Origin of the sequence: Pseudarthrobacter sp. AG30 (genome assembly GCF_003116525.1) — a bacterium.
Taxonomy (GTDB): Bacteria; Actinomycetota; Actinomycetes; order Actinomycetales; family Micrococcaceae; genus Arthrobacter.
This window is the reverse complement of the sequence record NZ_QEHL01000020.1, coordinates 80,398-107,147: the sequence shown is the minus strand read 5'-3', so window position 1 is coordinate 107,147 and position 26,750 is coordinate 80,398. Positions and strand designations below refer to the sequence as shown.

Here is a 26,750-nt window from a genome sequence, read left to right as displayed (position 1 = left end):
AAACAGGCTGAGTGGGGGCGGTCCCCAACGATCCGCCACCACTCATCCCCCCAATGTGTGCGAAGGCATCTTGGACGTCCCGGCGATTCAGAATTTATCCCCGTTCAAAAGCGCCTGGTCCGCCCGCCTTCACACATTCATGATTGTGTCACACGCTAATGATTTTGTGAAAGCGGAAAAGGTCACATTTCGGTAGATGTCTTTCGGGACCCCGAATGCCGGTTGACGATCCGGGCTGTCCAGATCAGGGCCAGGCCGACGACGTAGCAGAGGACTGCCGAGTAATTGATGATGAATTCCGCCGCGCTCATCGACGGCGGGATCAAGGGAAAGAGCAGGGTCAGCGCAACGGCTGCCCCGCCCAGTGCCAGCAATCCGGCGGCAATCCGCACCAGGAGGGGCAGGCGTTCCCGCACTGCGCGCACCATCGGCGGAACCAGGGCGAGTGCAACGAACGCGGGGTACGCCCGGCCGGCGGCGCCGTAATACTCGACGAGGGTGGAGTTGCGTCCGCCCTTGGCGGAAATGGCCATCAAGCCGGCGGAGGAGCCCGACGTGTCCATCAGCAGGAACAGGGCAACCATTACGGCGGAGATGGTGAGCAGGACCATGAGCCCGGTCTTTCCCGTGATCAGCCGGTAGGCGCCGTCCGCCCCGAAGCCCCTGGAGACGCGGATGCCCAGGAAGAAGATGGCGCCGAAGACGACGAAGCGCAGCAGCAGGTTGGCCAGGTTGATTCCGCCCATCGCCTGGTCGATGACGAGGTAAGGGCCTTGGATGCTCAAGAGGATGGCAAGCGTCATCAGAGCGAAGATGCCGAACAGGGAACGGTTTTCGCCGCGGAGGGCACTGGGAATGCGTGCTGCGGCGACGAGGCCGCAAATGGCCAGCGTGCTCCACTGGAGAGTCTCGATCATCCCAGGTTCTCCCATATTTTTTCCGTTTGCGCCTGGTCATGTTCATGCCGGCGCAGCACTTTGCCCAGGGCCTGCAGCCGGTCTCCCGCGAGCACGGTGAGTTCACCGTCGGAGAGGCTGTCCAGTGCGGCCTGCCGGGCCCCCGCGGGCCAGCCGGCTTCCTCCTCGGTGACAAGTCCCGTCGCCACCAGGCCGCCCACGGGGCCCACCCCCGCCGCCACGGCGGTGGCCATGGCGAGTTCGGGGGAGAGCCGGTTGGCCGTCAGCTGGGCTGAATAGTTTTGCGGAGCCACCCCGGTGCTGGCCGACACTCGCTGCCGGACCTCGCCGTCGTCGATCGCATCAACCCAGTTCTTCACCGAAGTGGCGTGCGGGGCCGGGCCCAGGGCGGGTGCGGCACCTCCCGGGGCAGGGTCCATGGCGGACCGGGACAGGAGGGCCCGCAGGAGATCGGGCGTGGAAATCTGGCTTACCAGCTCACACTTCGTCGGCGGGTGGGGTGGGCCGGCCAGGACGCGGTAATCGTCGAAGACGGCCAGCGAAGCGACCGGATTCGCGTGATAGGCGCGGCTGATGCTGACCACGGTGTGGACGGCCACCTTTCCCCGGACCAGCTGCTGGGCGAGGGTGGTGCGCTTGATCCCGGAAACCCGGCAGACGTCCGCAGTGCTGGCATCGGGGGCGATGCTTTGCAGCCAGCGTTGAAACGCCTTGGCGGGAATGGTCATGGAAAGCCCTCTGCAGAACGTTGGTGGTGTGGATAACTTTACCGTGCCGGCCGGCCCGGACCCGTGCCGCGGATTTTGCCCGCGCCCCACATTCGTCTATAGTTGATGGTCGAGCCCGTTGGTCCGTACACCCCCCAAGTCCGGACCAGCGGGTTCTTCTATGTCCTGCAGCCCCAGCGGCGCCGCGGCCCCGTAACCGCTGCTGCGCCGGCCGCATATTGGCTGCCCGGGCAGTGGCGAAAGGACGAATCAATGACTGCAACCCTCGTTGCCAAGGATGTTTCCGGCGGCCACGGCCACCGTGTGCTCTTCTCCGGGCTTTCGCTGACGGTCGCCCCGGGCGACGTCGTCGGGGTGGTGGGAGCAAACGGCGCCGGGAAGTCCACCCTGTTGCGCCTCCTCGCCGGCGTGGACCAGCCGCAGGACGGTTCGATCAGCCTGGCCCCCGCCGACGCCTTCGTTGGCTGGCTGCCGCAGGAGCACGAACGCCTCTCCGGTGAGACCGTGGCCGGCTACATTGCCCGCCGGACCGGCTGCGCGGAAGCGACCCTGCAGATGGAAACCACCGCGGAGGGCCTGGGTTCCGGCGAACCCGGGGCCGACGATGCCTACTCACGGGCGTTCGACCGCTGGATGGCCTCCGGCGCTGCGGACCTCGATGACCGCATTCCGGCTGCGCTCGCCGACCTCGGGCTGGACGCCGGCCCGGATGCGCTGATGACCGGACTGTCGGGCGGCCAGGCCGCCCGGGTCGCCCTTGCCGCGCTGCTGCTGAGCCGGTTCGACGTGGTGCTGCTCGATGAGCCGACGAACGATCTGGACCTCGCCGGTTTGGCCACCCTGGAAAACTTCGTCCAGGGGCTTCGCGGCGGCGTGGTGCTGGTCAGCCACGACCGTGAGTTCCTGGCCCGCTGTGTGACGCGCGTGGTCGAGCTGGACCTTGCCCAGAACAGCGTGGCCGTTTACGACGGCGGCTACGACGCCTTCCTCGAGGAACGCGCGGTGGCCCGACGGCACGCCCGCGAGAAGTACGAGGACTTTGCCGCCACCAAGGCAGACCTGGTGTCCCGTGCACGGACCCAGCGCGAGTGGAGCTCCCAAGGCGTCCGGAACGCCATGAAGAAGAGCCCGGACAACGACAAGATCCGCCGGGCCGCCAGCACGGAGTCCTCGGAGAAGCAGGCCCAAAAGGTCCGGCAAATGGAGTCCCGCATTGCCCGGCTGGACGTGGTGGAGGAGCCCCGCAAGGAGTGGCAGCTCCAGTTCAGCATCGGCCAGGCACCCCGCTCCAGCGCCGTCGTCGCCACGTTGCGCGGGGTGGTGGCCCGCCAGGGGGACTTCACGCTGGGCCCGGTGAACCTCCAGCTCAACGGCGGGGAACGCATCGGGATTACCGGGCCCAACGGCGCCGGGAAGTCGACCTTGTTGCGGCTGCTGCTGGGCACCCAGGAACCGGACGACGGCGAAGCCTCCATGGGTGCCTCCGTCGCCGTCGGCGAAATCGACCAGGCCCGCGGGCTGCTTGACGGTGCCCGGCCCCTGGGCGACGCCGTGGAGGCCGTCCTGGCCGATTGGAACAGCGCCGACGTCCGCACCCTCCTGGCCAAGTTCGGCCTCAAGGCGGACCACACGTCCCGGAGCGTGGATTCCCTGTCGCCCGGAGAACGGACCCGGGCAGCTTTGGCGCTGCTCCAGGCCCGCGGGGTGAACCTGCTGGTCCTGGACGAACCCACCAACCACCTGGACCTGCCCGCCATTGAGCAACTGGAAGAGGCCCTGGAAAGCTACGACGGCGCCCTGTTGCTGGTCACCCACGACCGCAGGCTGCTCGAAAATGTTCGGCTCGACTCACGGTGGCACCTGGAAGACGGCAAGGTCCAGGAGCTCCACCACACTGCAAGCCAGGAGAAATAACCATGAGCATGGACCGCGTGGCCTGGAGCTCGCTCTATAACATCAGCACCGCCAAGAGCGGCTCGCAGCCGTTCTCCAAGGAAACCCTGAAACGGGTGCTGGCCTTCGCCGCCCCGCACAAGGGCAAGCTCATCGCCTTTGTGCTGTCCTCCATCGTCGCGGCGATCCTTGCCGTCGCAACCCCGGTACTCGCCGGCCAGGTGGTTGACGCCATCATCGCCAAGGCCGCCGCCGGCACGGTGATCTGGCTGGCGGTCCTGATTGCCATCGTCGCCGTCGCGGAGGCCGGAGTGGGCCTGTTGACCCGCTGGCTGTCCTCGACCATCGGCGAAGGCGTCATCGTTGACCTGCGCACCCGGGTCTTCGACCACGTGCAGCGGATGCCCATTGCCTTCTTCACCCGCACCCGGACGGGAGCCCTGGTCAGCCGCCTCAACAATGACGTCATCGGGGCACAGTCCGCTTTCGCCGGAACCCTCTCCGGCGTCGTGAGCAACTCGGTGGCGCTGATCCTGACGCTGGCCGTAATGCTCAACCGGTCCTGGCTGGTGACCGTCCTCGCCATGGTGCTGCTGCCGATCTTCCTGATCCCGGCCCGGCGCATGGGCTCCAAACTGGCAGACCTGCGCCGCGAAGCCGCAGCTCACAACGCCGCCATGGGCACTCAGATGACGGAGCGGTTCTCCGCACCGGGTGCCACCTTGGTCAAGCTGTTCGGCCGCCCGGACGAAGAGTCCCGGGAGTTTGCCGCCCGGGCCGGCCGCGTACGCGACATCGGCGTCCGGATGGCCATGCTGCAGTTCACGTTCGTCACGGCCCTGACCCTGGTGTCCGCACTGGCGCTGGCCCTGGTGTACGGCCTGGGCGGCTGGCTTGCCCTTGGCGGACAACTGGCGCCCGGTGACGTGGTGGTCCTGGCGCTGCTCCTGACCAGGCTCTACGCCCCGCTTACCGCGCTGTCCAACGCCCGCGTGGAGGTCATGAGTGCGCTGGTGAGCTTTGAACGCGTGTTTGAAATCCTTGACCTGAAGCCGCTCATCCAGCAGAAACCGGACGCCGTGCCCGTGCCTGCCGGTCCTGTGTCGGTCGAATTCGACAACGTCCGCTTCGCATACCCGTCGGCGGACAAGGTCTCCCTTGCATCGCTCGAAGAAGTCTCAACGCTGGACACCCGCGGCGGCGAGGAAGTGCTGCACGGCATCAGCTTCCGGGTGGAGCCTGGCCAGACGGTGGCACTGGTGGGCTCCTCCGGGGCGGGCAAGTCCACGATCGCCCAGCTGCTGTCACGGCTGTACGACGTCGATTCGGGCGCGGTGCGGCTGGGCGGTACCAGGCCGGGGTCTGGCCTGGACGTGCGGGACACCACCTTCGATTCCCTGCGCGACACCTTGGGCATGGTGACCCAGGACGGGCACCTGTTCCACGAGTCCATCGCCTCCAACCTGCGCCTGGCCCGGCCGGACGCCACCGAGAAGGACATGTGGGACGTGCTCCGGCAGGCGCGGCTCGAAGGCATGATCCGGTCCCTGCCGGACGGACTGGACACCGTGGTGGGGGAGCGGGGCTACCGGCTCTCAGGTGGTGAACGCCAGCGGTTGACCATCGCGCGCCTGCTGATCGCCCAGCCGCGGGTGGTCATCCTGGACGAGGCCACCGCAGCACTGGACTCGACGAACGAAGCCGCTGTCCAGGCGGCCCTGGGCGCCGCGCTCGAGGGTCGGACCGCCGTCGTGATCGCCCACCGGCTCTCCACCGTGCGTGCCGCCGACGCCATCCTGGTGGTGGAAGACGGCCGGATTGTCGAACGCGGAACCCATACCGAGCTCCTGGCCGCGGGCGGCCGCTACTCGGAGCTCTACCGGACCCAGTTCGCCGAAGCCACCGCCGTCGCGGAGGAAGCCGTCCCTGAGTTCTAGCGGCGGAGCGGCCGCGCGGCCAGCACGGGCAGGATGTGGTCCGTGAGCAACGGTGCGAGGTCCGCCGGGAGGCATGCGCCGTCCCTCCCGGCGTAGTCCAGCCAACGGATCTCGGCGATCTCCGCGGCCGGGTTGGCCTGCCAGGTACCCGGGGCGAGGAAAACGGTTGCCTCGATGTCGGTGGCGGCCTCGTTGGCGGCATCGGCCACCCAGACCCCCATTAGTTCCAGCTCCTGCGGCGGGACCACGATCCCCACCTCCTCGGCCAGCTCGCGGGCTGCGGCTTGAACGGCGGTTTCACCCGGCTCCGGTTTGCCGCCGGGGTGCATGAACATGGCCGTGCCGCGTTTCCGGACGGTCAGGAGCCGCCCGGCGTCATCGAACACACAGACGGCCGAGACCACAATGCGATCCTTCACGGCTCCTCCCGGACCAGGCGTGAGACCAGCAGCAGGTCCTTGCGGGGGCCCGTCACGTCCCAGCGGTAGGTGAAGGAACCAGGGCCAAGGCAGGTGTAGGTCACGCGGTAGGTATCGGGGTCGCACCAGTGCGCGTCCTGGCTGGCGTCAGGGGTAAAGCTCATCCGGTGGAACGGGCGGCCATCCGGGAAGAACACGTCCAGGGCGTCCGGCCGCGGGGACGCCTTCAGCACGTACTCCCGCGAGGCGGGGCCGGTGAAAGCAGGCCAGCGCATGGTGCCTTCCTCGCGAAGGGCCAGGCCGTCGTCGTCCGTTGGGGTGTAGAGCACGACGCCGGTAAAGGTTCCGCGGGTGCCGTCCGACCTGTCCAGCAGGTCACGCTCCACCCGCCAGCGGCCCGGCCGCTCCGGTGCGGCGGGACCGTCCGCCGGGCTGCCCAGGAGGTAGGCGCGAAGGACGGACTGCGGGGAACTGGAGTTCAAGTGCCCTCGATTGGAATCGAACCAACGACACCGGCTTTAGGAGAGCCGTGCTCTATCCACTGAGCTACGAGGGCGGGCATTCGGCAACCGGCGGGGCCGGCTGGTCCGAACACGGTTACAAGCATACAAGGTGCCGGGCCGTACTACGCTCAAACCATGAGTCCAGCCCCGACTGCCACTCCCGCTGCCGCCTACCTGCCGGACACCGCGTCCACCCGGCACTACATCGGCGCCTGGTCCGTGCTGAGCGTGCTGCAGTACTTCCTCGCCGAGGCGGTGGTGGCCATCGCCTGGGCCGGCCCGCGTCCGTATGACCTCCGGACCGGCTACATCAGCGACCTTGGTGCGCTGCACTGCGGCGTCCATGCCGGGCGGCAGGTGTGCTCGCCGCTGAACTGGCTGATGAACGGCTCGTTCGTCCTCCAGGGCCTTGGACTGCTGCTGGGTGCGGCGCTGCTGAGCTCGGGGTTGCTGTGCGTCGCGGCACGGCATGGTGCCCGGGTTGACCATGCACACAGGAGGCCGCTGCTGGCCGCCGTGTGGGTGCGGGTGCTGACCGGGGCCGCGGGGGCAGGGACCGTGGTGGTGGGCCTGGTCCCGGAAGACGCCGGCTCACCCTTGCATTACGTGGGGGCCATAACCTACTTCCTGGCCGGCGGGTGTGCCCTGCTGGTCCTGGGCATCCTGTGGCGGCGGCAGACCGGCATGGCGTGGTTCCTGCTGGTCTGCGGAGGCGTGTCGCTGGCGGCCGTGGCGACCGGCGGCCTTACCCGCATGGAGGTGCCCGAGCCCGGCACGCTGGAACGGCTGATGGGCTATCCGGTCACGGTGGGGATGGCCGCCGCCGGGTTGGTCATTGCGCAGCGCGTGCGGCGGCACCGGAAGGAACGGCGGGCAGCGGCGCGCGCCAGGGCAACAGCTGCCTAACGCCCTTTCCGTTCCCGCCTGTTGAGGAACACGGCCGCGGCCCCGGCCAGGAGGCTCAGCACCAAAAGTACCCAGCCGGCAACGGTGAGGCCGGACGCCAGGCCAACCTGGCCGGCGTCGGGTCCGCTGGAAGCCATCATGGCGTCAATGGCCACGTTGCCGCCCAACCGGACCACCACGAACAGCATGGGCAAAGCCCACAATGCCCAGCGGAGCGCCTTCCGCGCCACGTTGGTGCCGATGAGGAGAAGCCAGGTAAAGCCAAAAATCAGCGGGAAGAGCGTCCCCGCGGTCTTGTGGACGTAGCTCAGCTGGCCCAGGGCGTCGCTGTCCATGACCTCCTGCAGACGGCTGATGTAGCCCGCATCGAAGCCGCCCACCAGAGAATCCGGCATGGCCATCTCCTGGGAGAGCTGCGTCATCTGGGTCAGGGTCAGCAGGTGCAGGTACCAGAACAGGAACAGGCTGGCCACCACGCCGGCAATGACAATGAGGTTGCTGTTGCCTTGCGCCTTCTCCGGCGTGCGCGCGGTGGAGGGGTTGACCACCGGTGGCAGGTGATGCTGCGGCACAACCGCGTTGGCGCCGTGCTTCTTGATCCGCTGGGCAGGGGTTTTGGCCATGGCACCATTATCCCGCCCCATAAACTGAACCCATGACCACTGGCCGACACAGCGCAGCTGTTCTTGACCCCGCATTGGACGACTACGCGCTGGCGGCGGCGCTGGTCCGTGAAGCAGGACAGCTGGCGCTCCTCATGCGCATGGCCGGCCTGGAATCGGAACAGAAGACCTCCGTCTCGGACGTGGTGACTGCGGCCGACCACGCCGCGGAGGCCTACGTGCTGGAGCAATTGCGGCGCTGCCGGCCGGACGACGGCATCCTGGGCGAGGAGGGCGCGTCCGTCCAGGGAACGAGCGGCCGGACCTGGGTGATCGACCCCGTGGACGGCACCTACAACTTCCTGCATGGCTCCACTTACTGGTGTTCAGCCATAGCGCTCAAGGATTCCGCCGACGTGTTGCTCGGCGCCGTCTTCCAGCCGGAGGAGGACAAACTCTGGGTCGGCGGCCGGGACCGGCCTGCCACCCGTAACGGCGAAGCGCTCACCGTCTTCGCCGACGACAGCGGCAAGCGGAACACCACTCCCGTGGCCGAACTCGGCGCCGCCACCTACATCCACCCCACGTGGCTGATGGATCCCCTGTGCGCCATGCCGTGGCACGCCGCGGCAACGTCCGCAGCGTCCCTCCGCATGCTGGGCTCGGGTTCCTGCGACCTTGGCCGGGTGGCGGACGGCCAGTTGGGATGCTGGTTCCAGCACAGCTGCCCGGAGTGGGACTGGTTGCCGGGCAAGGCAATTGTCCGGGCAGCCGGTGGCGCCGTGGACACCGTCCGGGTCAATGGCCTGGAGTGGTTCCTGGCCGGAGGAACGACGGCGGTCCGCGAGCTTCGTGCGGCCCTCGAGTCCGGCTCGGTGGCGTAGCGCCACCGCGGCAACACAGCCCGTAATCCACAGCCTGGAAGGCGGTGTCAGTCCCACCGCCTAGACTTGTAGGCACCATGGATATGTTGTTTGACCCATACTCTGACGGGCCGTTCAAGGCCGCTCCCGCCACCACCGCCCGCACCAAGTCGCCCTCCGAAGGCGCCGTTGCGGTCCCCGGGGGCGGGGGAGGCGTGCGCGCAGGACAGGCACCGGAAGGGCATTCCCGGGGCCACCGCCCGGATGCCGCAGCTTTGCTGGAAGGGTTGAACCCGCAGCAGGAAGAGGCGGTCAAGCACGCAGGCCCGGCGCTGCTGATCGTCGCCGGTGCAGGATCAGGCAAGACCCGCGTGCTCAGTAACCGGATCGCCTACCTGATCGCCACCGGCCGAGCCCACCACGGCGAAATCCTGGCCATTACCTTCACCAACAAAGCGGCCGCCGAAATGCGGGAGCGCATCGAAGCGCTGGTGGGCGGACGCGCCAAGATCATGTGGATCTCCACGTTCCACTCGTCCTGCGTGCGCATCCTGCGGCAGGAGGCGGCCAACGTCGGGCTGAAATCGAACTTCTCCATTTACGACTCCGCCGACTCCCTGCGGCTGGTCACCCAGGTCTCCAAGGCCCTGGATCTTGACCCGAAGAAGTTCGCGCCCAAAGCCATCCAGCACAAGATCTCCGCGCTGAAGAACGAGCTCATCGACGCCGACTCCTTTGCCTCCGAGGCCAACTACAACGATCCGTTCGAGCACGCCGTTGCGGACGTCTACAAGGGTTACACCCAGCGCCTCCGGCAGGCCAACGCGATGGACTTTGACGACCTCATCGCCGAGACCGTTTACATGTTCCGGGCCTTCCCCGCGCTGGCCGAGTCCTACCGCCGCCGGTTCCGCCACGTCCTGGTGGACGAATACCAGGACACCAACCACGCCCAGTACGCGCTGGTACGCGAAATTGTGGGCGAAGGGCCGGGCGCCTCGGAACTGACCGTGGTGGGCGATTCCGACCAGTCCATCTACGCCTTCCGCGGCGCTGACATCCGCAACATCGTGGAATTCGAAAAGGACTACCCCGAAGCCCGGACCATCAAGCTGGAGCAAAACTACCGCTCCACCCAGAACATCCTGAGCGCCGCCAACTCGGTCATCTCGCGCAACCCCAACCGGCCCGAAAAGCGGCTCTGGACGGCCGAGGGCGAAGGCCACAAAATCATCGGATACGTGGGCGAGAACGAGCACGACGAAGCGCAGTTCATCGCCAAGGAGATCGACCGGCTCCAGGACGAAGACAACCTGCGGCCCGGTGATGTTGCCATCTTCTACCGGACCAATGCCCAGTCCCGCTCCATTGAGGATGTGCTGGTGCGCGTGGGCTTGCCCTACAAGGTGGTGGGCGGCACGCGCTTCTACGAACGCAAGGAAATCAAGGACGCCCTGGCGTACCTTCGGGTCCTGGTCAACCCGGACGACGACGTCAATCTTCGCCGGGTGCTGAACGAGCCAAAACGCGGCATCGGCGACCGCGCCGAAGGTGCGGTGGCAGCGCTGGCCGAGCGTGAGCGGACCTCCTTCATGGCAGCCGCCCGCCGCGCCGACCAGGCACCCGGGATGGCCACCCGGTCCGTCAATGCCGTCCTGGGCTTCGTGAAGATGCTGGACGACCTCGCCGAAGTTGCTGTGGGGTCCGGCGCCGCCGCCGCACTCGAAGCTGTCCTGGAGCAGACCGGATACCTGGCCGCGCTGCGCTCCAGCACCGATCCCCAGGACGAATCCCGCGTGGAAAACCTGGCGGAACTGGTTGCCGTGGTCCGCGAATATGAACAGGAGAACCCGGAAGGCAGCCTGGCCGCGTTCCTCGAGCAAGTCTCGCTGGTGGCCGACGCGGATCAAATCCCGGACGCCCCCGGCGCGGACATCGATGCCGCCGTGGCCGAGGCGAAGCGTCTCGGCGTGGTCACGCTGATGACCCTGCACACGGCCAAGGGCCTGGAATTCCCGGTGGTGTTCCTCACTGGCATGGAACATGGATTGTTCCCGCACCAGCGATCCGCCACCGATCCCAAGGAACTGGCAGAGGAACGCCGGCTTGCCTACGTGGGACTCACCCGTGCCCGCAAGCGGCTGTACGTGACCCGCTCAGAGGTCCGCAGCATGTGGGGCCAGAGCCAGTACAACCCAGCCAGCCAGTTCCTCGAGGAGATTCCCGCAGAGCTCCTTGAGTGGAAACGTGAGGGCACCAGCCGGCAGTCGTGGGCGGGCGGCGGTTCCATCGGGTCCGGCCGTTACAGCGGGTCCTTCTGGGGCGCCGGCACCTCCCGCGGAGCGGCGGCGGATTCTTCCGCCGGATTCAATGCCGACGTTCCGGCGTTCCTTGCCAAGACCCGGGTGCAACCGCAGAAGGAAATCATTGCCGTCAGCGTGGGGGACAAGGTCAACCACACCAGCTTCGGAAACGGTACGGTGCTGGCGCTCGAAGGGGCGGGGGACAAGACGGTCGCCAAGGTCAAGTTCGACGTCGGCGAGAAGCGCCTGCTGCTGCGCTACGCGCCGTTGACCAAGCTCGACGCCTAGGGGCGGACGAGCGGGCGGACGCGCGGGCTGCCGCCAAGAGCATCCACCGTTGCGGCGTTAACTGCGGGCCGGGCAGGACTCGGCCACCAGGCGGCGGGCCATTTCCACCGCACGCGACCCATACACCGCGCCGTCCAGGACCGCGGCCGTGGCGTAGGCGCCGTTGAGGACAATGAGGAGTTCTTCGGCGAGCCGGTCAGGTTCCTCGGCCCCCGCCTCGGCCGCCAGGGTGTGGAACCAGTCGCGGACCTGCTGCTTGTGGGCGACCGCGGCGAGGTGGGCCGGGTGCACGCCGTCGGGGAACTCCGTGTTGGTGTTCAGCATGGGGCACCCCCGGTAGCTGCTTCCGGCGCAGTCGGAGGCCAGTATGTCGAACACGGCAATCAGTTTGTCCTGCGGAGATCCTTGCCCGCCGGCGGCCTCACGCATGCGCTCGAACCAGGCGTCTGCCCGGCCCTGGACATAAGCCGTGGCCAGGGCGTCCTTGGTGGGGAACTGGCGGTAGACGGTCGCGTTGCCCACCCCGCACTCCTTGACCACGGTGTCCATGCCCACGGCCCGTATGCCGTGGGCGTAGAACAGCCGCGTGGCCACTCCAAGTACATTGCGCCGGTTTTCCTCAGCCGTCCTGCGCGCCACAATTCTCCTCCAGTGTGCTCCGATACCGACTGACCCAGTTTGACAGACGGAACGATCCGTCACAAACTTGGGAACGATCCGTCACATTGAATGGCGGCCCCGCCATCACCAGGAGAACACCATGAAGACAGCAGTACTTGGAACCGGAATGGTTGGCCGGACCATTGCCGCACGCCTCGCGGAGCTCGGCCATTCCGTCACCATCGGCACCCGCGACCCCGCGGCCGCCATGTCCCGGACCGCAGCTGACGCCATGGGCAACCCGGCTTTTGGGACCTGGGCCGCTGAGAACCCGGCCATCAAGGTGGCACGGTTCTCGGATGCGGCGGAAGGCGCGGGGCTGATCATCAACGCAACCAACGGCGGTGCATCGCTCGACGTGCTGGAGCAGGTCGGCCCGGAAAACCTCGACGGCGCGGTGGTCCTGGACATCGCCAACCCGCTCGACTTCAGCAACGGCATGCCTCCCACCCTCTTCGTCAAGGACACCGATTCCCTGGCCGAGCAAATCCAGCGGGCCTTCCCCGCGGCCCGCGTCGTCAAGGCCCTCAACACCATGAACGCGGACCTGATGGCCTATCCCGGACAGTTGTCCGACCCCGGCTCCGTCTTCGTCTCCGGCAACGACGCCGAAGCCAAGGCCGTGGTCACCGGACTCTTGAAGGACTTCGGCCACCAGGACATCATCGACCTCGGCGACATCACCACGGCGCGCGGAACCGAAATGCTGCTGCCCGTCTGGCTCCGCCTGTGGGGCGCACTCGGAACGCCTGCCTTCAACTTCAAGATCGTCCGCTGACAGGACAACCACCACGAAAGCCGTCCACATCACCGCTCCGGGCGCGAGCCTGCAGCTCGCTGAAACCGATCGCCCGGAAGTTCCCCACGGACATGTACTCATCAAGGTCGCAGCCAGCGGCATCTGCCACAGTGATGCCATGTCCGGAGCAGGTATGGCGTCTTCCTACCCGCGCATCCCCGGCCATGAGGTCCCCGGAACCGTCGAGCTGGTGGGCGACGGTGTGACCCGGTGGGCGCCCGGCCAGCGCGTGGGCGTCGGATGGTTCGGCGGGGCGTGCTTCCAGTGCGACCCATGCCGGCGTGGGGATTTCATCTCCTGCGAGGCCGGAAAAATCACCGGGCTGACTGCCGATGGTGGCTATGCGGAGTACGTCCTTGCCCCGGCTGATGCCCTCGCTGGCGTCCCCGACGCACTCACGCTTGCCGAAGCTGCTCCGTTGATGTGCGCAGGCGTCACCACCTTCAACGGATTGCGCCACAGCGGTGCCCGGCCGGGAGACCTCGTTGCCGTCCTTGGATTGGGTGGCCTGGGACACCTCGGTGTCCAGTTCGCGGCCAGGATGGGATTCGAAACCGTGGCCATTGCGCGCGGCGCCGAAAAGGAACCCTTTGCCCGTGACCTCGGCGCCCACCACTACATTGACAGCCTCAGTTCCGACGTCGCCGCGGAACTGAGGGGCCTCGGCGGTGCCGCCGTCGTCCTCGCCACCGTCACCGACGCCCATGCGATGTCTGCCGCCGTTCCGGGGCTCGCGGCCCGTGGCCGGCTCGTGGTCCTTGGCGTCCCGCACGAACCAGTCCCGGTTGACGCCGGCCTCCTCGTGGGCGGAAGCCGCTCGATCGCCGGGCATGCCTCCGGGACGGCGAAAGACTCCGAGGACGCGCTTCGCTTCGCGGCGATGACCGGGGTGCGCCCCATGATCGAAACCTACCCGCTCGTGCAGGCAGCCGAGGGCTTCAACCGGATGATGTCCGGCCGGGCGCGCTTCCGCGTCGTCCTGACCAATGACTAGGCCCCTGGCGCCGGAACCCGAAGCTGCACCGGAAGGACATACGGACTCTCCATGACCAACCAACGCACCCTTGTCATCGTTGCCCACCCCGATTTGGCAGGATCCCGGGTCACCGCCCATCTCGCCGCCTCCATCGGGGACCTTGATGGTGTCACAGTCCGGGACCTGGCGTCCCTCTACCCTGACCGTCGCGTGGACGCCGAGCTGGAACAGCGGTACCTGCGGGAAAACGACACCATCGTGCTGCAGTTTCCCTGGCACTGGTATTCCGTTCCCGGACTGCTGAAGGAATGGATGGACCAGGTGCTCACCCGCGGTTTTGCCTACGGCGCCGGTGGGGACGCGCTGCACGGGAAGCGCCTGCAGCTTGTCACCTCAACCGGGGGACCGGAATCCTCGTACTCGCCAGCAGGCCACAACCGTTTCACCATGGCCGAGCTGCTGCGGCCCCTGGAGGCCACCGCACACCTCTGCGGGCTGGACATGGCCGAGCCCGTGGTCCTGCACGGGGCGCATGGGGCGACGCCGGAACAACTGGCGGCGCATTCCCGGCGATACCGGGACCTGCTCTCCGCGGTGCCTGCAACAGCAGGCAGCTGAGCGCGCCCCGTCTGCCGGCGGCGGGGCATAATGGAGGCCATGCGACGGACTGCGTGGGGGATGCTCGCTGCCCTATTCCTGATGGCCGGCACCGGATGCTCGGTGACAACCAGCGACCCTTCCTATGTCCCGCCGCCTCCGCGGCCGCCGATGGAGCAGCTGGCGAACGCGCCGCTGGCCGACGCGAAGCAGTTCTCCAGCGGCGGCGATGTCCTCTCCTTCATTACCGCCGACCGGACCATCGCCTGCTCGCTGACCTCCGCCCGTGGAGAGCACCTGAACCTGCCGTACGAGCAGAACAGCTACAGCAACGCGGCCAACAACAAGCTGCCCATCGTCCCCGTGGCCCACTGTGAATTGGCCGCCTATCCGGCGCCAAAAGCCGCCGATATCAAGGACGATTGCGCAGGAACCCACCTGGGCTACCTCGGCGGCACAGCCCTGCTGGCGCCGGACAGTGCACGCTACGGCGAGTGCCGTTCCGGCGTGACGACCATGGAGGCAACCTACGGACCCAAGGGAAACAAGGCAGGACCGCTGACGCAGCTGCCCGTGCTTGCCGACGGGCAGAACCTGGAGCGCAACGGACTGCGCTGTTCGGCCTACAACGGCGGTGTGGCGTGCGGAAACGTCTCCGCCGGCGTCGGATTCTTCGTTTCAACTGAACGTTACGAGCTGATTCCCGGACCGGACAAAAGCACCGCCCCGCCGCAGGCAGGGGCCTCAAAAACCCCGTAAATCCGCGGTTTTTCTACGCCCCATAGAATAGTGTGCTTACTCACATAAGAGGTAGTCTGGGACGGCCCGGCCGCTCCAAAGGACTAGAGTTCCCCATGGAGCATTACGCCGCGTGGCTCGTTTCCAGACAGGCCGCCGGTGCGTGCAATCCGCAGCCCGGTCATCGTCCTTCCGATGGTGTCCGACTGTACAGAAACTACTTCGACGTAGAAGGACACTAAACCGTGGACCTGTTTGAATACCAGGCGCGCGATATGTTCGAGGCGCACGGTGTACCCGTGCTTGCCGGCATCGTGGCGTACACCCCAGAAGAAGCAAAGGCAGCTGCCGAGAAGATCGGCGGCGTGACTGTTGTCAAGGCACAGGTCAAGGTTGGCGGTCGCGGCAAGGCCGGCGGCGTCAAGGTCGCAAAGTCTGCCGACGAGGCGCTTGAGCACGCCACCAACATCCTGGGCATGGACATCAAGGGCCACACCGTTAACAAGGTGATGATCGCCCAGGGTGCAGACATCGCCGAGGAATACTACTTCTCCGTCCTGCTGGACCGGGCCAACCGCAACTACCTGGCCATGTGCTCGGTTGAGGGCGGCATGGAAATCGAGCAGCTCGCCGTCGAACGCCCCGAAGCGCTGGCCAAGATCGCCATCGACCCCGCCGTGGGCATCGACCAGGCCAAGGCCGACGAAATCGTCGCAGCCGCAGGCTTCGCCGAGGAACTGCGCGGCAAGGTCGCCGCCGTGATCCTCAAGCTCTGGGATGTCTTCAAGAAGGAAGACGCCACCCTGGTGGAGGTCAACCCCCTCGTCAAGACCGGCGCCGGCGACATCGTCGCCCTGGACGGCAAGGTCTCCCTCGACGAGAACGCCGGCTTCCGGCACGCCAAGCACGCGCAGCTCGAGGACAAGGATGCTGCAGACCCCCTTGAGGCCAAGGCAAAGGCGCAGGACCTCAACTACGTCAAGCTCGACGGCGAAGTAGGCATCATCGGCAACGGTGCAGGCCTGGTCATGTCCACCCTCGACGTCGTGGCCTATGCCGGTGAAAACCACGGCAACGTCAAGCCCGCCAACTTCCTGGACATCGGCGGCGGAGCCTCCGCCGAGGTCATGGCCGCCGGCCTGGACGTCATCCTGGGCGACGAGCAGGTCAAGTCCGTGTTCGTCAACGTCTTCGGCGGCATCACCGCCTGCGACGCCGTCGCCAAGGGCATCGTTGGCGCGCTGGCCGAGCTGGGCCACTCCGCGAACAAGCCGCTGGTAGTCCGCCTTGACGGCAACAACGTCGAGGAAGGCCGCCGCATCCTCACCGAGGCCAACCACCCGCTGGTAACCCTGGCCGCCACCATGGACGAGGGCGCCGACAAGGCCGCCGAGCTCGCCAACGCAGCTAAGTAAGGGACGCACCATGTCTATCTACCTCAACAAGGATTCCAAGGTCATCGTCCAGGGCATCACCGGCGGCGAAGGCACCAAGCACACCGCCCTGATGCTCAAGGCCGGCACCAACATTGTTGGCGGCGTCAACGCCCGCAAGGCCGGCACCACGGTCCTGCACGGCGACAAGGAAATCAACGTCTACGGCACCGTCAAGGAAGCCATGGCTGAAACCGGCGCCGACGTCTCCATCGTCTTCGTGCCGCCGGCCTTCACCAAGAACGCGGTCGTCGAAGCCATCGAGGCCGGCATCGGCCTGGTCGTGGTCATCACCGAAGGCGTTCCCGTCCAGGACTCCGCCGAATTCTGGGCACTGGCCCAGTCCAAGGTGGACGCCGACGGCAACCAGGTCACCCGCATCATCGGCCCGAACTGCCCCGGCATCATCACCCCCGGCGAAGCGCTGGTGGGCATCACCCCCGCCAACATCACCGGCAAGGGCCCGATCGGCCTGGTCTCCAAGTCCGGCACCCTGACCTACCAGATGATGTACGAACTGCGCGACCTGGGCTTCTCCACCGCCATCGGCATCGGCGGCGACCCCATCATCGGCACCACCCACATTGACGCCCTGGCCGCCTTCGAAGCTGACCCCGAGACCAAGGCCATCGTGATGATCGGTGAAATCGGCGGCGACGCCGAAGAGCGTGCTGCCGACTTCATCAAGGCCAACGTCACCAAGCCGGTTGTTGGCTACGTGGCCGGATTCACGGCTCCCGAAGGCAAGACCATGGGCCACGCAGGCGCCATCGTCTCCGGTTCCGCCGGTACCGCCCAGGCCAAGAAGGAAGCCCTCGAGGCCGCCGGCGTCAAAGTCGGCAAGACGCCGTCCGAGACCGCCAAGCTGCTGCGCGAGGTTTTCGCAGCCCTCTAGGGGACTTGCACTCAGCGCGGGGCCACTCCCGCCCGCCCCATCAGATGGGGCGGGCCGGGCAGCGGCCCCGCGTTCGGCGTTTAAGCGGGTCTCGTAACCGACGTCGCCGCACTCCCTGCGTCGAGTAGGGTTGAAGGGCAAGAGGGGCCACGGTGCCCAGGCAGGGGAGCAGGATGGCAGAGGCGCGGCGCACGCTGGTTGACGTCGTCGTGGACAAGGTCCTTGAGCACATTCTCAGCGGGGAGATCAAGGCCGACGACGCCCTGCCGCCGGAGGCGGACATCGCCAAGGAATCCGGGGTCAGCAGGCTGACGGCCCGGGAGGCCATGAAAGTGCTGAAGGCCCAGAACGTGGTGTACGTCAAACGCGGCCTCGGCACATTCGTCAACCCGCCCGAACGCTGGACCGGCATGGACGCCATCATGCAGGCGGCCTCCAGGGGAGTAGCCTCCGACCAGGTGGCCCTTCGCCTGCTCGAGGTCCGCCGGATGGTGGAGACCGGTGCGGCGGAACTCGCCGCCTCCCGCCATCGCCCGGCTGACCTTGCAGCCTTGCGGGAGAGCGTGGAGCAGATGGAAGCGGCGCACAATGCCGGAGACGTCGATGCCCTGACCGTGGCCGACATCGCGTTCCATGACACCGTGCTGCGCGCGTCCGGCAACCCGTTTGTCCCCGCCCTCCTGGGCCAGCTTTCCACCCTGCTGTATGCCATGCGCCGCGAGACCTCAGCCTTCCCCGACGTGCAGCGCCACGCCATCCACCACCACAAAATGGTCCTTGCCGCCATCGCCGAGGGCGATCCTGCCACGGCGCGCTCCACAATGGACGCCCACATCACCCAGACCTTCGAGGACTACGAGAACTACCTCGCCGTCTCGAGCCGAAACAGCGCCACGGCCAGCTAGGCACTGCCGGGTGAAACCCGGGTTGCTCGCCGTTTACCTGCCGCCCGCGGGCAGCCTCCCGCATGTGTTGACGCCCACATCTCCCTGTGGCTAGAATCGCAGTCAGACATCAGACATCTGATATCAAAATCCCCCGAAATGCCGCCAGCCAAAGGAGTCGTTATGTGCGCGCATTCCCCTCATAAAGGTCCCCACGCCACCGCGGGAGGCCAGCGATGAGCTCCCGTACCGCCGCCCCCGCACTCAGCGAACTGGGCGAGACCACCCTCCGCAAGGTCCGTCGGCGGCTGATGCCCCTGATCGTCCTTCTGTACTTCATCGCCTACCTCGACCGGAACAACGTCGGCTTCGCCAAGCTTGGCATGCAGGGCGACATCGGCCTCACCGAGGCTGCCTATGGCCTGGGTGCCGGCATCTTCTTCCTGGGCTACGCCCTGCTGGAAATCCCCAGCAACGGCGGCATGTACCGCTACGGTGCCCGCAAGTGGATTGCCCGCATCCTGATCAGCTGGGGCATCTTCGCCACGGCCATGTTCCTGGTCAACGGCGAAGCCACCTTCTACGTGATCCGCTTCCTGCTTGGAGCGGCCGAAGCCGGCTTCTTCCCGGCCATCCTCTTCTACCTGACCCTGTGGTTCCCCGCGGCGCAGCGCGTGACTGTGCTTGGCATCTTCATCCTGGCCCAGCCCATCTCCAACGCCCTCGGTGCTCCCGTCTCCGGCATGCTCCTGAACCTGGAAGGCGTCGCGGGCCTGCACGGCTGGCAGTGGCTCTACATCCTTGAAGGCATCCCCGCCATCATCCTGGGCATCATCACGCCCTTCGTCATGACGGACCGCCCGGAACACGCCAAGTGGCTCAAGCCGGAGGAGCGCGAATGGCTCTCTACGACCATGGCCGCGGAACTGGCGGACAAGCAGAAGTCCGGCAACCACAACTTCCTGGCCGGCCTGAAGGACCCGCGCACCATCGCCTACTCGGCGCTGTACTTTGGCCTGGTCTGCGGCATCTATGGCCTGGGGCTCTGGCTGCCCACCATCGTCAAGGCGCTTGGTACGTTCGACTCCACCCAGGTGGGATTCATCGTCTTCATCCCCTACGCCATCGCAGCCGTGTTCGTCTACTTCTGGAGCAAGCGCTCGGACCGCACCGGCAACCGTGTGTGGCACGCCAGCATGAGCATGGTGCTCGCCGCCGTCGGCCTCCTGGGCGCCGGGTACCTGCTCCCGGTCAATGCCGTGCTGGCCATGGTCTTCCTGACGCTCGCGGCCATGGGGATCTACTCGGCGATCGCACCCTTCCTGGCCATGCCGTCGGCCGCCCTCACCGGCGCTGCGGCCGCAGCGGGCCTTGCCATGGTCAACTCCCTTGGCAACCTGGGCGGCTTCGTGGCCCCCTACATCGTGGGCATCCTCAAGGACGCCACGGGGAACAGCCAGACCGGCCTGGTGTTCCTGGCCGCCTGCCTGGCCGTGACCGCCGCCGCCACCTACCTCTACGCACGCAAGCGGCCCGAAGGTGCCTCCGCCCCCGGAGCCACCGTCCCTGCCCCCGAAACCCACTAGGAGACCCCCATGACCACACAGCACATCTTCCCCGCGGAACGCACCGCCGTCCTGACCGGTGCGGCGTCGGCGCGCGGCATCGGCCGAGCCACGGCTGACCGGCTGGCCAGCGAGGGCTGGTCCATCGCGATCCTGGATATCAATGCCGAGGACGCCCAGGCGGCAGCCGCCGAAATCGGTTCCAGCCGGGCGGTCAAAGCGATCGGCGTGGGAGCCGACGTGTCGGACGAAGCATCCGTGGACCGGGCCATCACGGAGATCGAGCAGGCCCTTCCGCCCATCGTGGGACTGGTCAACCTGGCCGGAATCAGTTCGCCCACCCCCTTCATGGAGACCACCGTGGCGGAATGGGACAAGGTCTTCGCCATCAACATGCGCGGCACGTTCATCGTGTCCCAGCGCATCCTCAAAGGCATGATCGAACGCGGACTGGGCAGGATCGTCAGCATCTCCTCCATCTCCGCCCAGCGCGGCGGCGGCACCTACTCCAAAGTGGCATACAGTGCCTCCAAAGCAGGAATCCTGGGCTTCACCCGTGCCCTGGCCCGGGAAGTGGGCGAGCACAACATCACCGTGAACGCGATCGCGCCGGGCCCGATCGACACGGACATCATGGGCGGCACGCTGACCGACGAGCGGAAAGCCCAAATGTCGGAGGGCATCATGATGGGCCGGGTGGGAACCAGGGAAGAAGTGGGTGCCCTGATCGCCTTCCTCCTGGGCGAGGACGCCGGTTACATCACTGCGGCCACCTACGACATCAACGGCGGCCTGCAGGTCTCCTGACCGCGCAGCCGGGACTGGTGCCGTGCGGCGTGGCGGCCGCACGGCACCGGCGTGGGTGTGCCCGGGGACACCCGGCTCCGCAGCGTTCCCGCCAGTTCACCGGCTATAGGATTTCTACATGGCAACCAAAAACCAGGCCTCGGGCGGCGTCAGCAGGCAGGTCCTCGCCGACCACGTTTACGAGGCGCTCCTGGGTGCCTTGATGGACGGCCGGCTGGAAGCCGGTACCCCCGTCAGCATTGATGGCATGGCCCGGGAACTGGACGTTTCCCCGACCCCGGTCCGTGAGGCGCTCGCGCGGCTGGAAGCCACCGGTATGGTCCGGCGGATGGCCCTGCGCGGATACCGGGTGGCGCCCCTGTTCTCTCCGGAAGAGCTTGCAGACCTGATGGACGCGCGGCTGGTGATCGAACCGGCCAATGCCTTCATGGCCTGCAAACACGCGGACCAGGAACTCACCGGGCGGCTCCAGCAGGCCATCGAGGACCTCAAAGCGGCGCCCCGCGGCCCATCGTTCGCCGAGTTCCGCGCTTATTGGGAAGCGGACGAACGCTTCCACCGCATGATCGCCGAATCGGCGAACAACCAGTTCCTGCTGTCCGCGTACAACGCCCTTGGTGGCCAGGTGCAGCGTTTCCGTTTCTTCGGAGGCCTGGGCGTCACGGACGCCGACTACGCCATTGCCGAGCACACGGAGATCCTGAAAGCCTTTGAAGCCGGCGACGCCGAGCTTGCCCGGCAGAAGATGATCGACCACATCGAAGGCGTCAAGCAGCGCTCGCAACACGACAGCGAAGTGCGGAACTAGCAGCACCGCACGGCGCTGTCCTGGCGGCCGCGCGGCCCCCGGTCGCCACCTCATGGCCCATTGGCCTCCACAAGACCCCTTGACAATGCCGTCGAACAGCATAGATCCTATAGGAAATGCGATTCATGATCTGGAGTGACAATGCCGTACACCGCTGAAAACTGGCCCATCGCCGCTGCCCTGCTGCAGTTCCCCGGAACCCGGCCGGACGGAACCGCCGTCCAGGACGCCCCTGCCGGAGACTGGCAGCAGGTCTTCCAAGAAGTCGCCGACGCCGGTTTCACCAATGCCGACCTCACCGACAGCTGGGTCCGCCCCGGCGACCTTTCCAGCGCCCGGCTGGACGAGCTGAAAGCCGCTGCCACGGCCGCCGGCCTCGGACTTCCCTCCATCTCGGCCATCCGCCGCAGCGTGATCGAGGAAGGCAACTGGGAAGAAAACCTTGCCTACACCCACCGCACGCTCGACGCCGCAGCACAGCTTGGCTGCGAGGTTGTCTCGATCGGGCTGCACCAGGCCATTACCCCCGAGCAGCGGAAGCAGCTGTGGTTCTGGACCGTCGAGGGCCACAAAGATCCGGTGGGGGACAAGGAAAGCTGGAACAACGCCGTCACCCGTATCCGCGAAGTGGGCAAGCACGCCGCCGAACTTGGCCTCCTGGTGTCGCTGGAGATGTACGAGGACACGTACCTGGGCACCGGCGATTCCTCCGTGCAGCTGGTCCAGGACATCGACCTGCCCAACGTAGGGCTGAACCCGGACCTGGGTAACCTGATCCGCCTGCACCGCCCCATCGAAGACTGGCGGGAGCTGGTGCACAAGACCCTGCCGTACGCCAACTACTGGCACGTCAAGAACTACATCCGCGATGAAAACCAGGCCCGCAACCAGTACGTCGCCATGCCGGCTCCCATGGAATCAGGCCTCATCAGCTACCGCGAGGCGTTCCAGTTCGCCATCTCCGTCGGCTTCCAGGGCATCATCTGCACGGAGCACTACGGCGGCGACGGCCTGAGCGTCACCGCCGCCAACCAGGAGTACCTCCGGCGCCAGGTCCTGCCCAAGCGCGACGGCTATGCCCTGGGCACCAGCCTGGTGGCGCAGGGCCGGCAAACCCCCGCGGCAGTCCCTGCACGCTAGCCGGCCGGCTCCCAACCGATCCAACGGGTTCAACGAGGAATCATGACAAAGATATTTGACGATCCAGCGCAGTTCGCAGACGACGCCCTCGACGGTTTCGTGGCCGCCAACCGCCAGTATGTGGCGCGTGTCGACGGCGGTGTTGTCCGTTCCACCGAAACTCCCGAGAACCAGGTGGCAGTGGTCATCGGTGGCGGCTCCGGCCACTACCCCGCCTTCGCCGGCCTGGTGGGGGCCGGGCTCGCCGCCGGAAGCGCCTGCGGCAACATGTTTGCCTCCCCCTCCGCGGGGCAGGTCTACCGCGTTGCCAAGGCAGCCCAGACCGGCGGCGGCGTCCTCCTCAGCTACGGAAACTATGCCGGCGACGTCCTCCACTTCGGCCAGGCCCAGGACAAGCTGAACGCCGAAGGCATCCAGACCCGGACCGTGCTGGTCACCGACGACATCGCCAGCGCACCGGTCGAAGAAATCGGCAAGCGCCGCGGTATCGCCGGCGACCTCACGGTCTTCAAAATTGCCGGCGCGGCGGCAGAAGCCGGACTGGACCTGGACGAGGTGGAGCGGCTTGCCACCAAGGCGAACCACCACACCCGCTCCTTGGGCGTGGCGTTCGCGGGGTGCACCCTTCCCGGAGCAGCAGAGCCCCTCTTCACCGTTCCCGAAGGCATGATGTCGGTGGGGCTGGGTATCCACGGCGAACCGGGCATCTCCGAGCAGCCGCTTCCCACCGCCAGTGAACTGGCCAAGCTGCTGGTGGACGGCCTGCTGAAGGACAAGCCCGAAACCGCAAGCCAGCGGGTAGTACCCATCCTCAACGGCCTGGGGACCGTCAAGTACGACGAACTCTTCCTGCTGTTCGGCAGGATCGAAGCCCTGCTCACCGAGGCCGGACTGGAGATCGTCGAGCCCGAGTGCGGTGAGCTGGTCACCAGCCTGGACATGTCCGGCCTGTCCCTCACGCTGTTCTGGCTGGACGCCGAGCTGGAGAAGTTCTGGGCCGCCCCCGCTGACACGCCGGCCTTCCGGAAGGGCAACCTGGCACCCCGCCGGGCCCGGGCCGTCGAATCCCTGGCCGAGGCGGCAGCCATCACTTCGCTGGCCGCCACCCCGGCCTCAACCGCCCTGGCAGCCACCGCGGTTGACGCGCTGAAGGAGGCCCGCGCCGTCGTCGTCGAACACGAAGACGCCCTGGGAAAGCTGGACGCCATCGCCGGGGACGGCGACCACGGCATCGGCATGCGGCGCGGCGTGGACGCTGCCGTAGCCGCCGCGGAGCAATCCCACGCCGGCGGCGCCGGCCTGGAGGAAGTCCTTGCGGCGGCAGGGGAGCAGTGGGCCGAGCGGGCCGGCGGTACCTCCGGGGCCCTCTGGGGCGCGGCCGTCACCGCCGTCGGCAGGACGCTGGGCAGCAAGGACGCCTACACGGCCGCCGACGCGACCGCGGCCGTCAACGCCCTCCGCGACGCCATTGTCACCCTGGGCAAGGCGGAAGCCGGGGACAAGACCATGGTGGATGCGCTGCTTCCGTTCGCCGAAACCTTCGCCAAGGCAATAGACGACGGCGGCAGCCTGGCTGCAAGCCTCAGTGCGGCAGCGGAGGCGGCAGCAAAAGCCGCTGATGAGACAGCCGGCCTCAGCCCGAAGAAGGGCAGGGCCCGTCCGCTGGCCGAAAAGAGCCTGGGCCACCCGGACCCCGGTGCTGTGTCCTTTGGCCTCATCGCCCGCAGGGTGGCCGATTACGCCGCCACCATCGAAAGCCACTGAAGGAGAACCGTTATGACTGAGCAATCCCCAACCGGCTGGCGCATCGTCGTCGGCAATGACGAAGCAGGCGTGGAATACAAGAACGCCCTGCGGGAACTTCTGGAGGCTGACCCCCGGGTTGCTTCCGTGGAGGATGTGGGAGTCGGCGCCGACGACACCACCGCCTACCCCCACCTGGCAGTCGCCGCCGCCCGCAAGGTGGCGGCCGGCGAAGCGGACCGTGCCCTCCTGATCTGCGGAACCGGCCTGGGCGTCGCCATCTCAGCCAACAAGGTACCGGGCATCCGGGCCGTGACGGCCCACGACAGCTACTCCGTGGAGCGGTCTGTGCTCTCCAACAACGCGCAGGTGCTGACCCTGGGCCAGCGCGTCATCGGCCTGGAACTGGCCAAGAAGCTGGTGGGCGAGTGGCTCAACTACCGCTTCGATGAAAACTCCGCATCCGCGGCCAAAGTAGACGCCATCTGCTCCTATGAGGGCGCGTCGGAAGGACTTGAAACCACATGAGCATCCGTAATATCGCAGTCGTCGGTTCCGGCTACATGGGCGGCGGAATCGCCCAGGTCCTGGCCCTTGCCGGGGCCCGCGTGGCGCTCGCCGACATCTCCGCCGAGATCGCCCAGGGCAACTACGAGCGCCTGCTGAAGGAATCCGACGAATTCGTGGCTGCCGGTCTTTTCCCAGCCAACGCCACGGACCTGCTGAAGGAAAACCTCTGGGCAGCCAAGGACATCGAGGAAGCGGTGGCGGATGCCGAATACATCGAGGAGGCCGTGCCGGAAGTCCTCGAGATCAAGCACGCCACCCTGGGCCGGATCAGCGCCGCCGCGCGCCCGGACGCCATCATTGGCTCCAACACCTCCACTATTTCCATTGCCAAGCTGGCCGAAGTGGTGGAGAACCCGGAGCGCTTCCTGGGCGTCCACTTCTCCAACCCGGCACCGTTCATCCCCGGCGTGGAAGTCATTCCGCACGAGGGGACCTCCGAGGCGACCGTGCAGGCCGCCCGCACCATCGTGGGGGAGACCGGCAAGGAAACGGCTACCGTCAAGGATGTCACCGGCTTCGTGCTGAACCGGCTCCAGTACGCCCTCTTCCACGAAGCCGCCCAGGTGGTGGAGGAAGGCATCGCCACGGCCGAGGACGTGGACACGCTGGTCCGTACCACCTTCGGCTTCCGGCTGCCGTTCTTCGGTCCCTTCGCCATCGCAGACATGGCCGGCCTGGACGTCTACGCGTTCTGCTACAAGTCGCTGCAGACCGGCTTCCCGGAGCGGTTCGCCACCCCGCAGATCCTGCGGGAAAAGGTCGACGCCGGCCAGCTGGGCACCAAGACCGGCTCCGGCTTCCTCGACGTCCCGGCTGAGCGCACCGCAGCTTTGGTTGCCTATCGGAACAAGGCCTACGTCGCCATGCAGAAGCTCATCGAGGACCTGGGCCCGGCCCCGCTGTCCTAGCCCCTCCCTGAACCAGAAGGAACATTCCATGACAGTTTTCCCCGCAGACCGCACCGTGATTGTTACCGGCGCCGTCTCTGAACGCGGCATCGGCCGCGCCACGGCCGTCTACCTCGCCGAACGCGGCTGGAACATCGGCGTGATCGACCTTGACGACGCCGCCAGCAAGAGCCTGGCCAAGGAACTGGCCGAAAAGCACGGTGTCAGGGCCCACGGCGCCGGCGCCAACATCGGCGACGAAGCCTCGGTCCGCGCCGCCATCGACGAGATCGAGGCCGAGCTTCCGCAGCTGGTTGCGCTGGCGAACATCGCGGGCGTCAGCTCCCCGGTTCCCTACCTCGAGCTCGACGCCGGCGAATGGGATCGGGTGCTCAACATCAACATGAACGGCGTGCACTACGCGACCCGCCGGGCCGCCGAATCGATGGTGAAGAACCGGCTGGGCCGGATCGTGAACATCTCCTCGGTCTCCGCCCAGCGCGGCGGCGGCACGTTCAGCAAGACCCCGTACTCCGTAGCGAAGGCCGGCGTGATCGGACTGACCCGCGCCACCGCCCGCGAACTGGGTGAGTACGACATCACGGTCAACGCGATTTCGCCCGGTCCGATCGACACCGACATCATGGGCGGCACCCTCAGCGAGGAACGCAAGGATGAACTGGTCAGGGACCTCGTGGTGAACCGGGTAGGCACCACTCGGGATGTTGCGGCAGCCATCTCCTTCCTGATCGGTGAGGACGCCGGGTACATCTCCGGCCAGACGCTGAACGTCGACGGCGGCCTGTACATGCACTGACCGCGCCCCCGGCATCACCGACCGGGCGCCACCATAAGCCCCGCAGGCCGCCGGCCTGCCAGGGAATCCCCA

At 66.9% G+C, this 26,750-nt stretch carries 26 protein-coding genes and 1 tRNA gene; 20 read left to right on the top strand and 7 right to left on the bottom strand.

Features of this window, described 5'->3' with window-relative positions; all coding sequences use genetic code 11:
- Positions 1-182: 182 nt before the first annotated feature.
- Together DC347_RS17575 and DC347_RS17570 are read right to left on the bottom strand one after the other, a co-directional pair.
- Positions 183-917, bottom strand: a complete 735-nt coding sequence (locus DC347_RS17575; protein WP_109863855.1) for a hypothetical protein — start codon at positions 915-917, stop codon at positions 183-185.
- Complete coding sequence (locus DC347_RS17570) at positions 914-1,645, bottom strand: hypothetical protein (RefSeq protein WP_109863854.1); 732 nt, start codon at positions 1,643-1,645, stop codon at positions 914-916. Before DC347_RS17570 ends, DC347_RS17575 begins: the two co-directional genes overlap by 4 nt.
- A 252-nt stretch (positions 1,646-1,897) precedes the next feature.
- On the opposite strand from DC347_RS17570, the gene DC347_RS17565 reads away from it, so the two are divergent.
- Both DC347_RS17565 and DC347_RS17560 read left to right on the top strand, forming a co-directional pair.
- Entirely contained in the window at positions 1,898-3,559 is a 1,662-nt protein-coding gene (locus DC347_RS17565) for an ABC-F family ATP-binding cassette domain-containing protein (RefSeq protein WP_018762162.1), read from the top strand.
- A 2-nt stretch (positions 3,560-3,561) separates the two neighbouring features.
- Positions 3,562-5,475 (top strand): ABC transporter ATP-binding protein, encoded by a 1,914-nt coding sequence (locus DC347_RS17560; RefSeq protein ID WP_018762163.1) that lies wholly within the window; start codon positions 3,562-3,564, stop codon positions 5,473-5,475.
- Here DC347_RS17560 and DC347_RS17555 read toward each other — a convergent pair.
- From DC347_RS17555 to DC347_RS17545, 3 genes are all read right to left on the bottom strand, one after another.
- A complete protein-coding gene (locus DC347_RS17555) occupies positions 5,472-5,894 on the bottom strand; it encodes an NUDIX domain-containing protein (RefSeq protein WP_109863853.1) in 423 nt (140 codons plus the stop codon). The two genes, DC347_RS17560 and DC347_RS17555, sit on opposite strands and share 4 nt — an antisense overlap.
- Positions 5,891-6,376: a DUF6314 family protein gene (locus DC347_RS17550; RefSeq protein ID WP_206073958.1), complete on the bottom strand. Its 486-nt coding sequence runs from the start codon at positions 6,374-6,376 to the stop codon at positions 5,891-5,893. The genes DC347_RS17555 and DC347_RS17550 overlap by 4 nt, the downstream gene beginning before the upstream one ends.
- 1 nt (position 6,377) lies before the next feature.
- Positions 6,378-6,450, bottom strand: a tRNA-Arg gene (locus DC347_RS17545).
- Positions 6,451-6,532: 82 nt separating this feature from the next.
- Between DC347_RS17545 and DC347_RS17540 the strand changes: the two genes are divergently transcribed.
- On the top strand, positions 6,533-7,303 hold the full coding sequence (locus tag DC347_RS17540; RefSeq protein ID WP_109863852.1) for a DUF998 domain-containing protein: 771 nt from the start codon (positions 6,533-6,535) through the stop codon (positions 7,301-7,303).
- On the opposite strand, the gene DC347_RS17535 is transcribed toward DC347_RS17540, so the two are convergent.
- Positions 7,300-7,926 (bottom strand): hypothetical protein, encoded by a 627-nt coding sequence (locus tag DC347_RS17535; RefSeq protein WP_109863851.1) that lies wholly within the window; start codon positions 7,924-7,926, stop codon positions 7,300-7,302. The two genes, DC347_RS17540 and DC347_RS17535, sit on opposite strands and share 4 nt — an antisense overlap.
- A gap of 32 nt (positions 7,927-7,958) precedes the next feature.
- Here DC347_RS17535 and DC347_RS17530 point away from each other — a divergent pair, with 32 nt between their 5' ends.
- Together DC347_RS17530 and pcrA are read left to right on the top strand one after the other, a co-directional pair.
- Positions 7,959-8,789 (top strand): inositol monophosphatase family protein, encoded by an 831-nt coding sequence (locus tag DC347_RS17530; RefSeq protein WP_109863850.1) that lies wholly within the window; start codon positions 7,959-7,961, stop codon positions 8,787-8,789.
- Positions 8,790-8,866: 77 nt separating this feature from the next.
- Entirely contained in the window at positions 8,867-11,359 is a 2,493-nt protein-coding gene (pcrA, locus tag DC347_RS17525) for a DNA helicase PcrA (RefSeq protein WP_109863849.1), read from the top strand.
- Between the two features lie 57 nt (positions 11,360-11,416).
- Here pcrA and DC347_RS17520 read toward each other — a convergent pair whose 3' ends face one another.
- A complete protein-coding gene (locus DC347_RS17520) occupies positions 11,417-11,998 on the bottom strand; it encodes a TetR/AcrR family transcriptional regulator (RefSeq protein ID WP_240617838.1) in 582 nt (193 codons plus the stop codon).
- Positions 11,999-12,119: 121 nt separating this feature from the next.
- On the opposite strand from DC347_RS17520, the gene DC347_RS17515 reads away from it, so the two are divergent.
- The 15 genes from DC347_RS17515 to DC347_RS17445 all read left to right on the top strand — a co-directional run bounded on the left by DC347_RS17515 (position 12,120) and on the right by DC347_RS17445 (position 26,678).
- The gene (locus tag DC347_RS17515; protein ID WP_109863847.1) at positions 12,120-12,797 is read left to right on the top strand and encodes an NADPH-dependent F420 reductase; all 678 of its coding nucleotides are present in this window, start codon (positions 12,120-12,122) and stop codon (positions 12,795-12,797) included.
- Positions 12,769-13,812, top strand: coding sequence for an alcohol dehydrogenase catalytic domain-containing protein (locus DC347_RS17510; RefSeq protein ID WP_206073959.1), 1,044 nt, complete (start codon positions 12,769-12,771; stop codon positions 13,810-13,812). The genes DC347_RS17515 and DC347_RS17510 overlap by 29 nt, the downstream gene beginning before the upstream one ends.
- Positions 13,813-13,863: 51 nt before the next feature.
- Entirely contained in the window at positions 13,864-14,412 is a 549-nt protein-coding gene (locus DC347_RS17505) for an NAD(P)H-dependent oxidoreductase (RefSeq protein WP_018762173.1), read from the top strand.
- A gap of 30 nt (positions 14,413-14,442) precedes the next feature.
- On the top strand, positions 14,443-15,150 hold the full coding sequence (locus DC347_RS17500) for a hypothetical protein (protein ID WP_231369879.1): 708 nt from the start codon (positions 14,443-14,445) through the stop codon (positions 15,148-15,150).
- A 224-nt stretch (positions 15,151-15,374) separates the two neighbouring features.
- Positions 15,375-16,544, top strand: a complete 1,170-nt coding sequence (gene sucC, locus DC347_RS17495) for an ADP-forming succinate--CoA ligase subunit beta (protein ID WP_018762175.1) — start codon at positions 15,375-15,377, stop codon at positions 16,542-16,544.
- 10 nt (positions 16,545-16,554) lie between these two features.
- Positions 16,555-17,457: a succinate--CoA ligase subunit alpha gene (gene sucD, locus DC347_RS17490; protein WP_018762176.1), complete on the top strand. Its 903-nt coding sequence runs from the start codon at positions 16,555-16,557 to the stop codon at positions 17,455-17,457.
- Positions 17,458-17,630: 173 nt separating this feature from the next.
- A complete protein-coding gene (locus DC347_RS17485) occupies positions 17,631-18,362 on the top strand; it encodes a FadR/GntR family transcriptional regulator (protein ID WP_109863845.1) in 732 nt (243 codons plus the stop codon).
- Positions 18,363-18,577: 215 nt separating this feature from the next.
- Complete coding sequence (locus DC347_RS17480; RefSeq protein WP_109863844.1) at positions 18,578-19,927, top strand: MFS transporter; 1,350 nt, start codon at positions 18,578-18,580, stop codon at positions 19,925-19,927.
- 9 nt (positions 19,928-19,936) lie between these two features.
- Entirely contained in the window at positions 19,937-20,713 is a 777-nt protein-coding gene (locus tag DC347_RS17475; RefSeq protein ID WP_109863843.1) for an SDR family NAD(P)-dependent oxidoreductase, read from the top strand.
- 118 nt (positions 20,714-20,831) lie between these two features.
- The gene (locus tag DC347_RS17470) at positions 20,832-21,521 is read left to right on the top strand and encodes a GntR family transcriptional regulator (protein WP_109863842.1); all 690 of its coding nucleotides are present in this window, start codon (positions 20,832-20,834) and stop codon (positions 21,519-21,521) included.
- A 141-nt stretch (positions 21,522-21,662) separates the two neighbouring features.
- Positions 21,663-22,661, top strand: coding sequence for a sugar phosphate isomerase/epimerase (locus tag DC347_RS17465; RefSeq protein WP_109863841.1), 999 nt, complete (start codon positions 21,663-21,665; stop codon positions 22,659-22,661).
- A 42-nt stretch (positions 22,662-22,703) separates the two neighbouring features.
- Complete coding sequence (locus tag DC347_RS17460; RefSeq protein ID WP_109863840.1) at positions 22,704-24,425, top strand: dihydroxyacetone kinase family protein; 1,722 nt, start codon at positions 22,704-22,706, stop codon at positions 24,423-24,425.
- 12 nt (positions 24,426-24,437) lie between these two features.
- The gene (locus DC347_RS17455; protein ID WP_018762183.1) at positions 24,438-24,932 is read left to right on the top strand and encodes a ribose-5-phosphate isomerase; all 495 of its coding nucleotides are present in this window, start codon (positions 24,438-24,440) and stop codon (positions 24,930-24,932) included.
- Complete coding sequence (locus tag DC347_RS17450; RefSeq protein WP_109863839.1) at positions 24,929-25,882, top strand: 3-hydroxyacyl-CoA dehydrogenase family protein; 954 nt, start codon at positions 24,929-24,931, stop codon at positions 25,880-25,882. The genes DC347_RS17455 and DC347_RS17450 overlap by 4 nt, the downstream gene beginning before the upstream one ends.
- A 28-nt stretch (positions 25,883-25,910) precedes the next feature.
- Positions 25,911-26,678: an SDR family NAD(P)-dependent oxidoreductase gene (locus tag DC347_RS17445; protein WP_109863838.1), complete on the top strand. Its 768-nt coding sequence runs from the start codon at positions 25,911-25,913 to the stop codon at positions 26,676-26,678.
- Positions 26,679-26,750 lie beyond the last annotated feature (72 nt).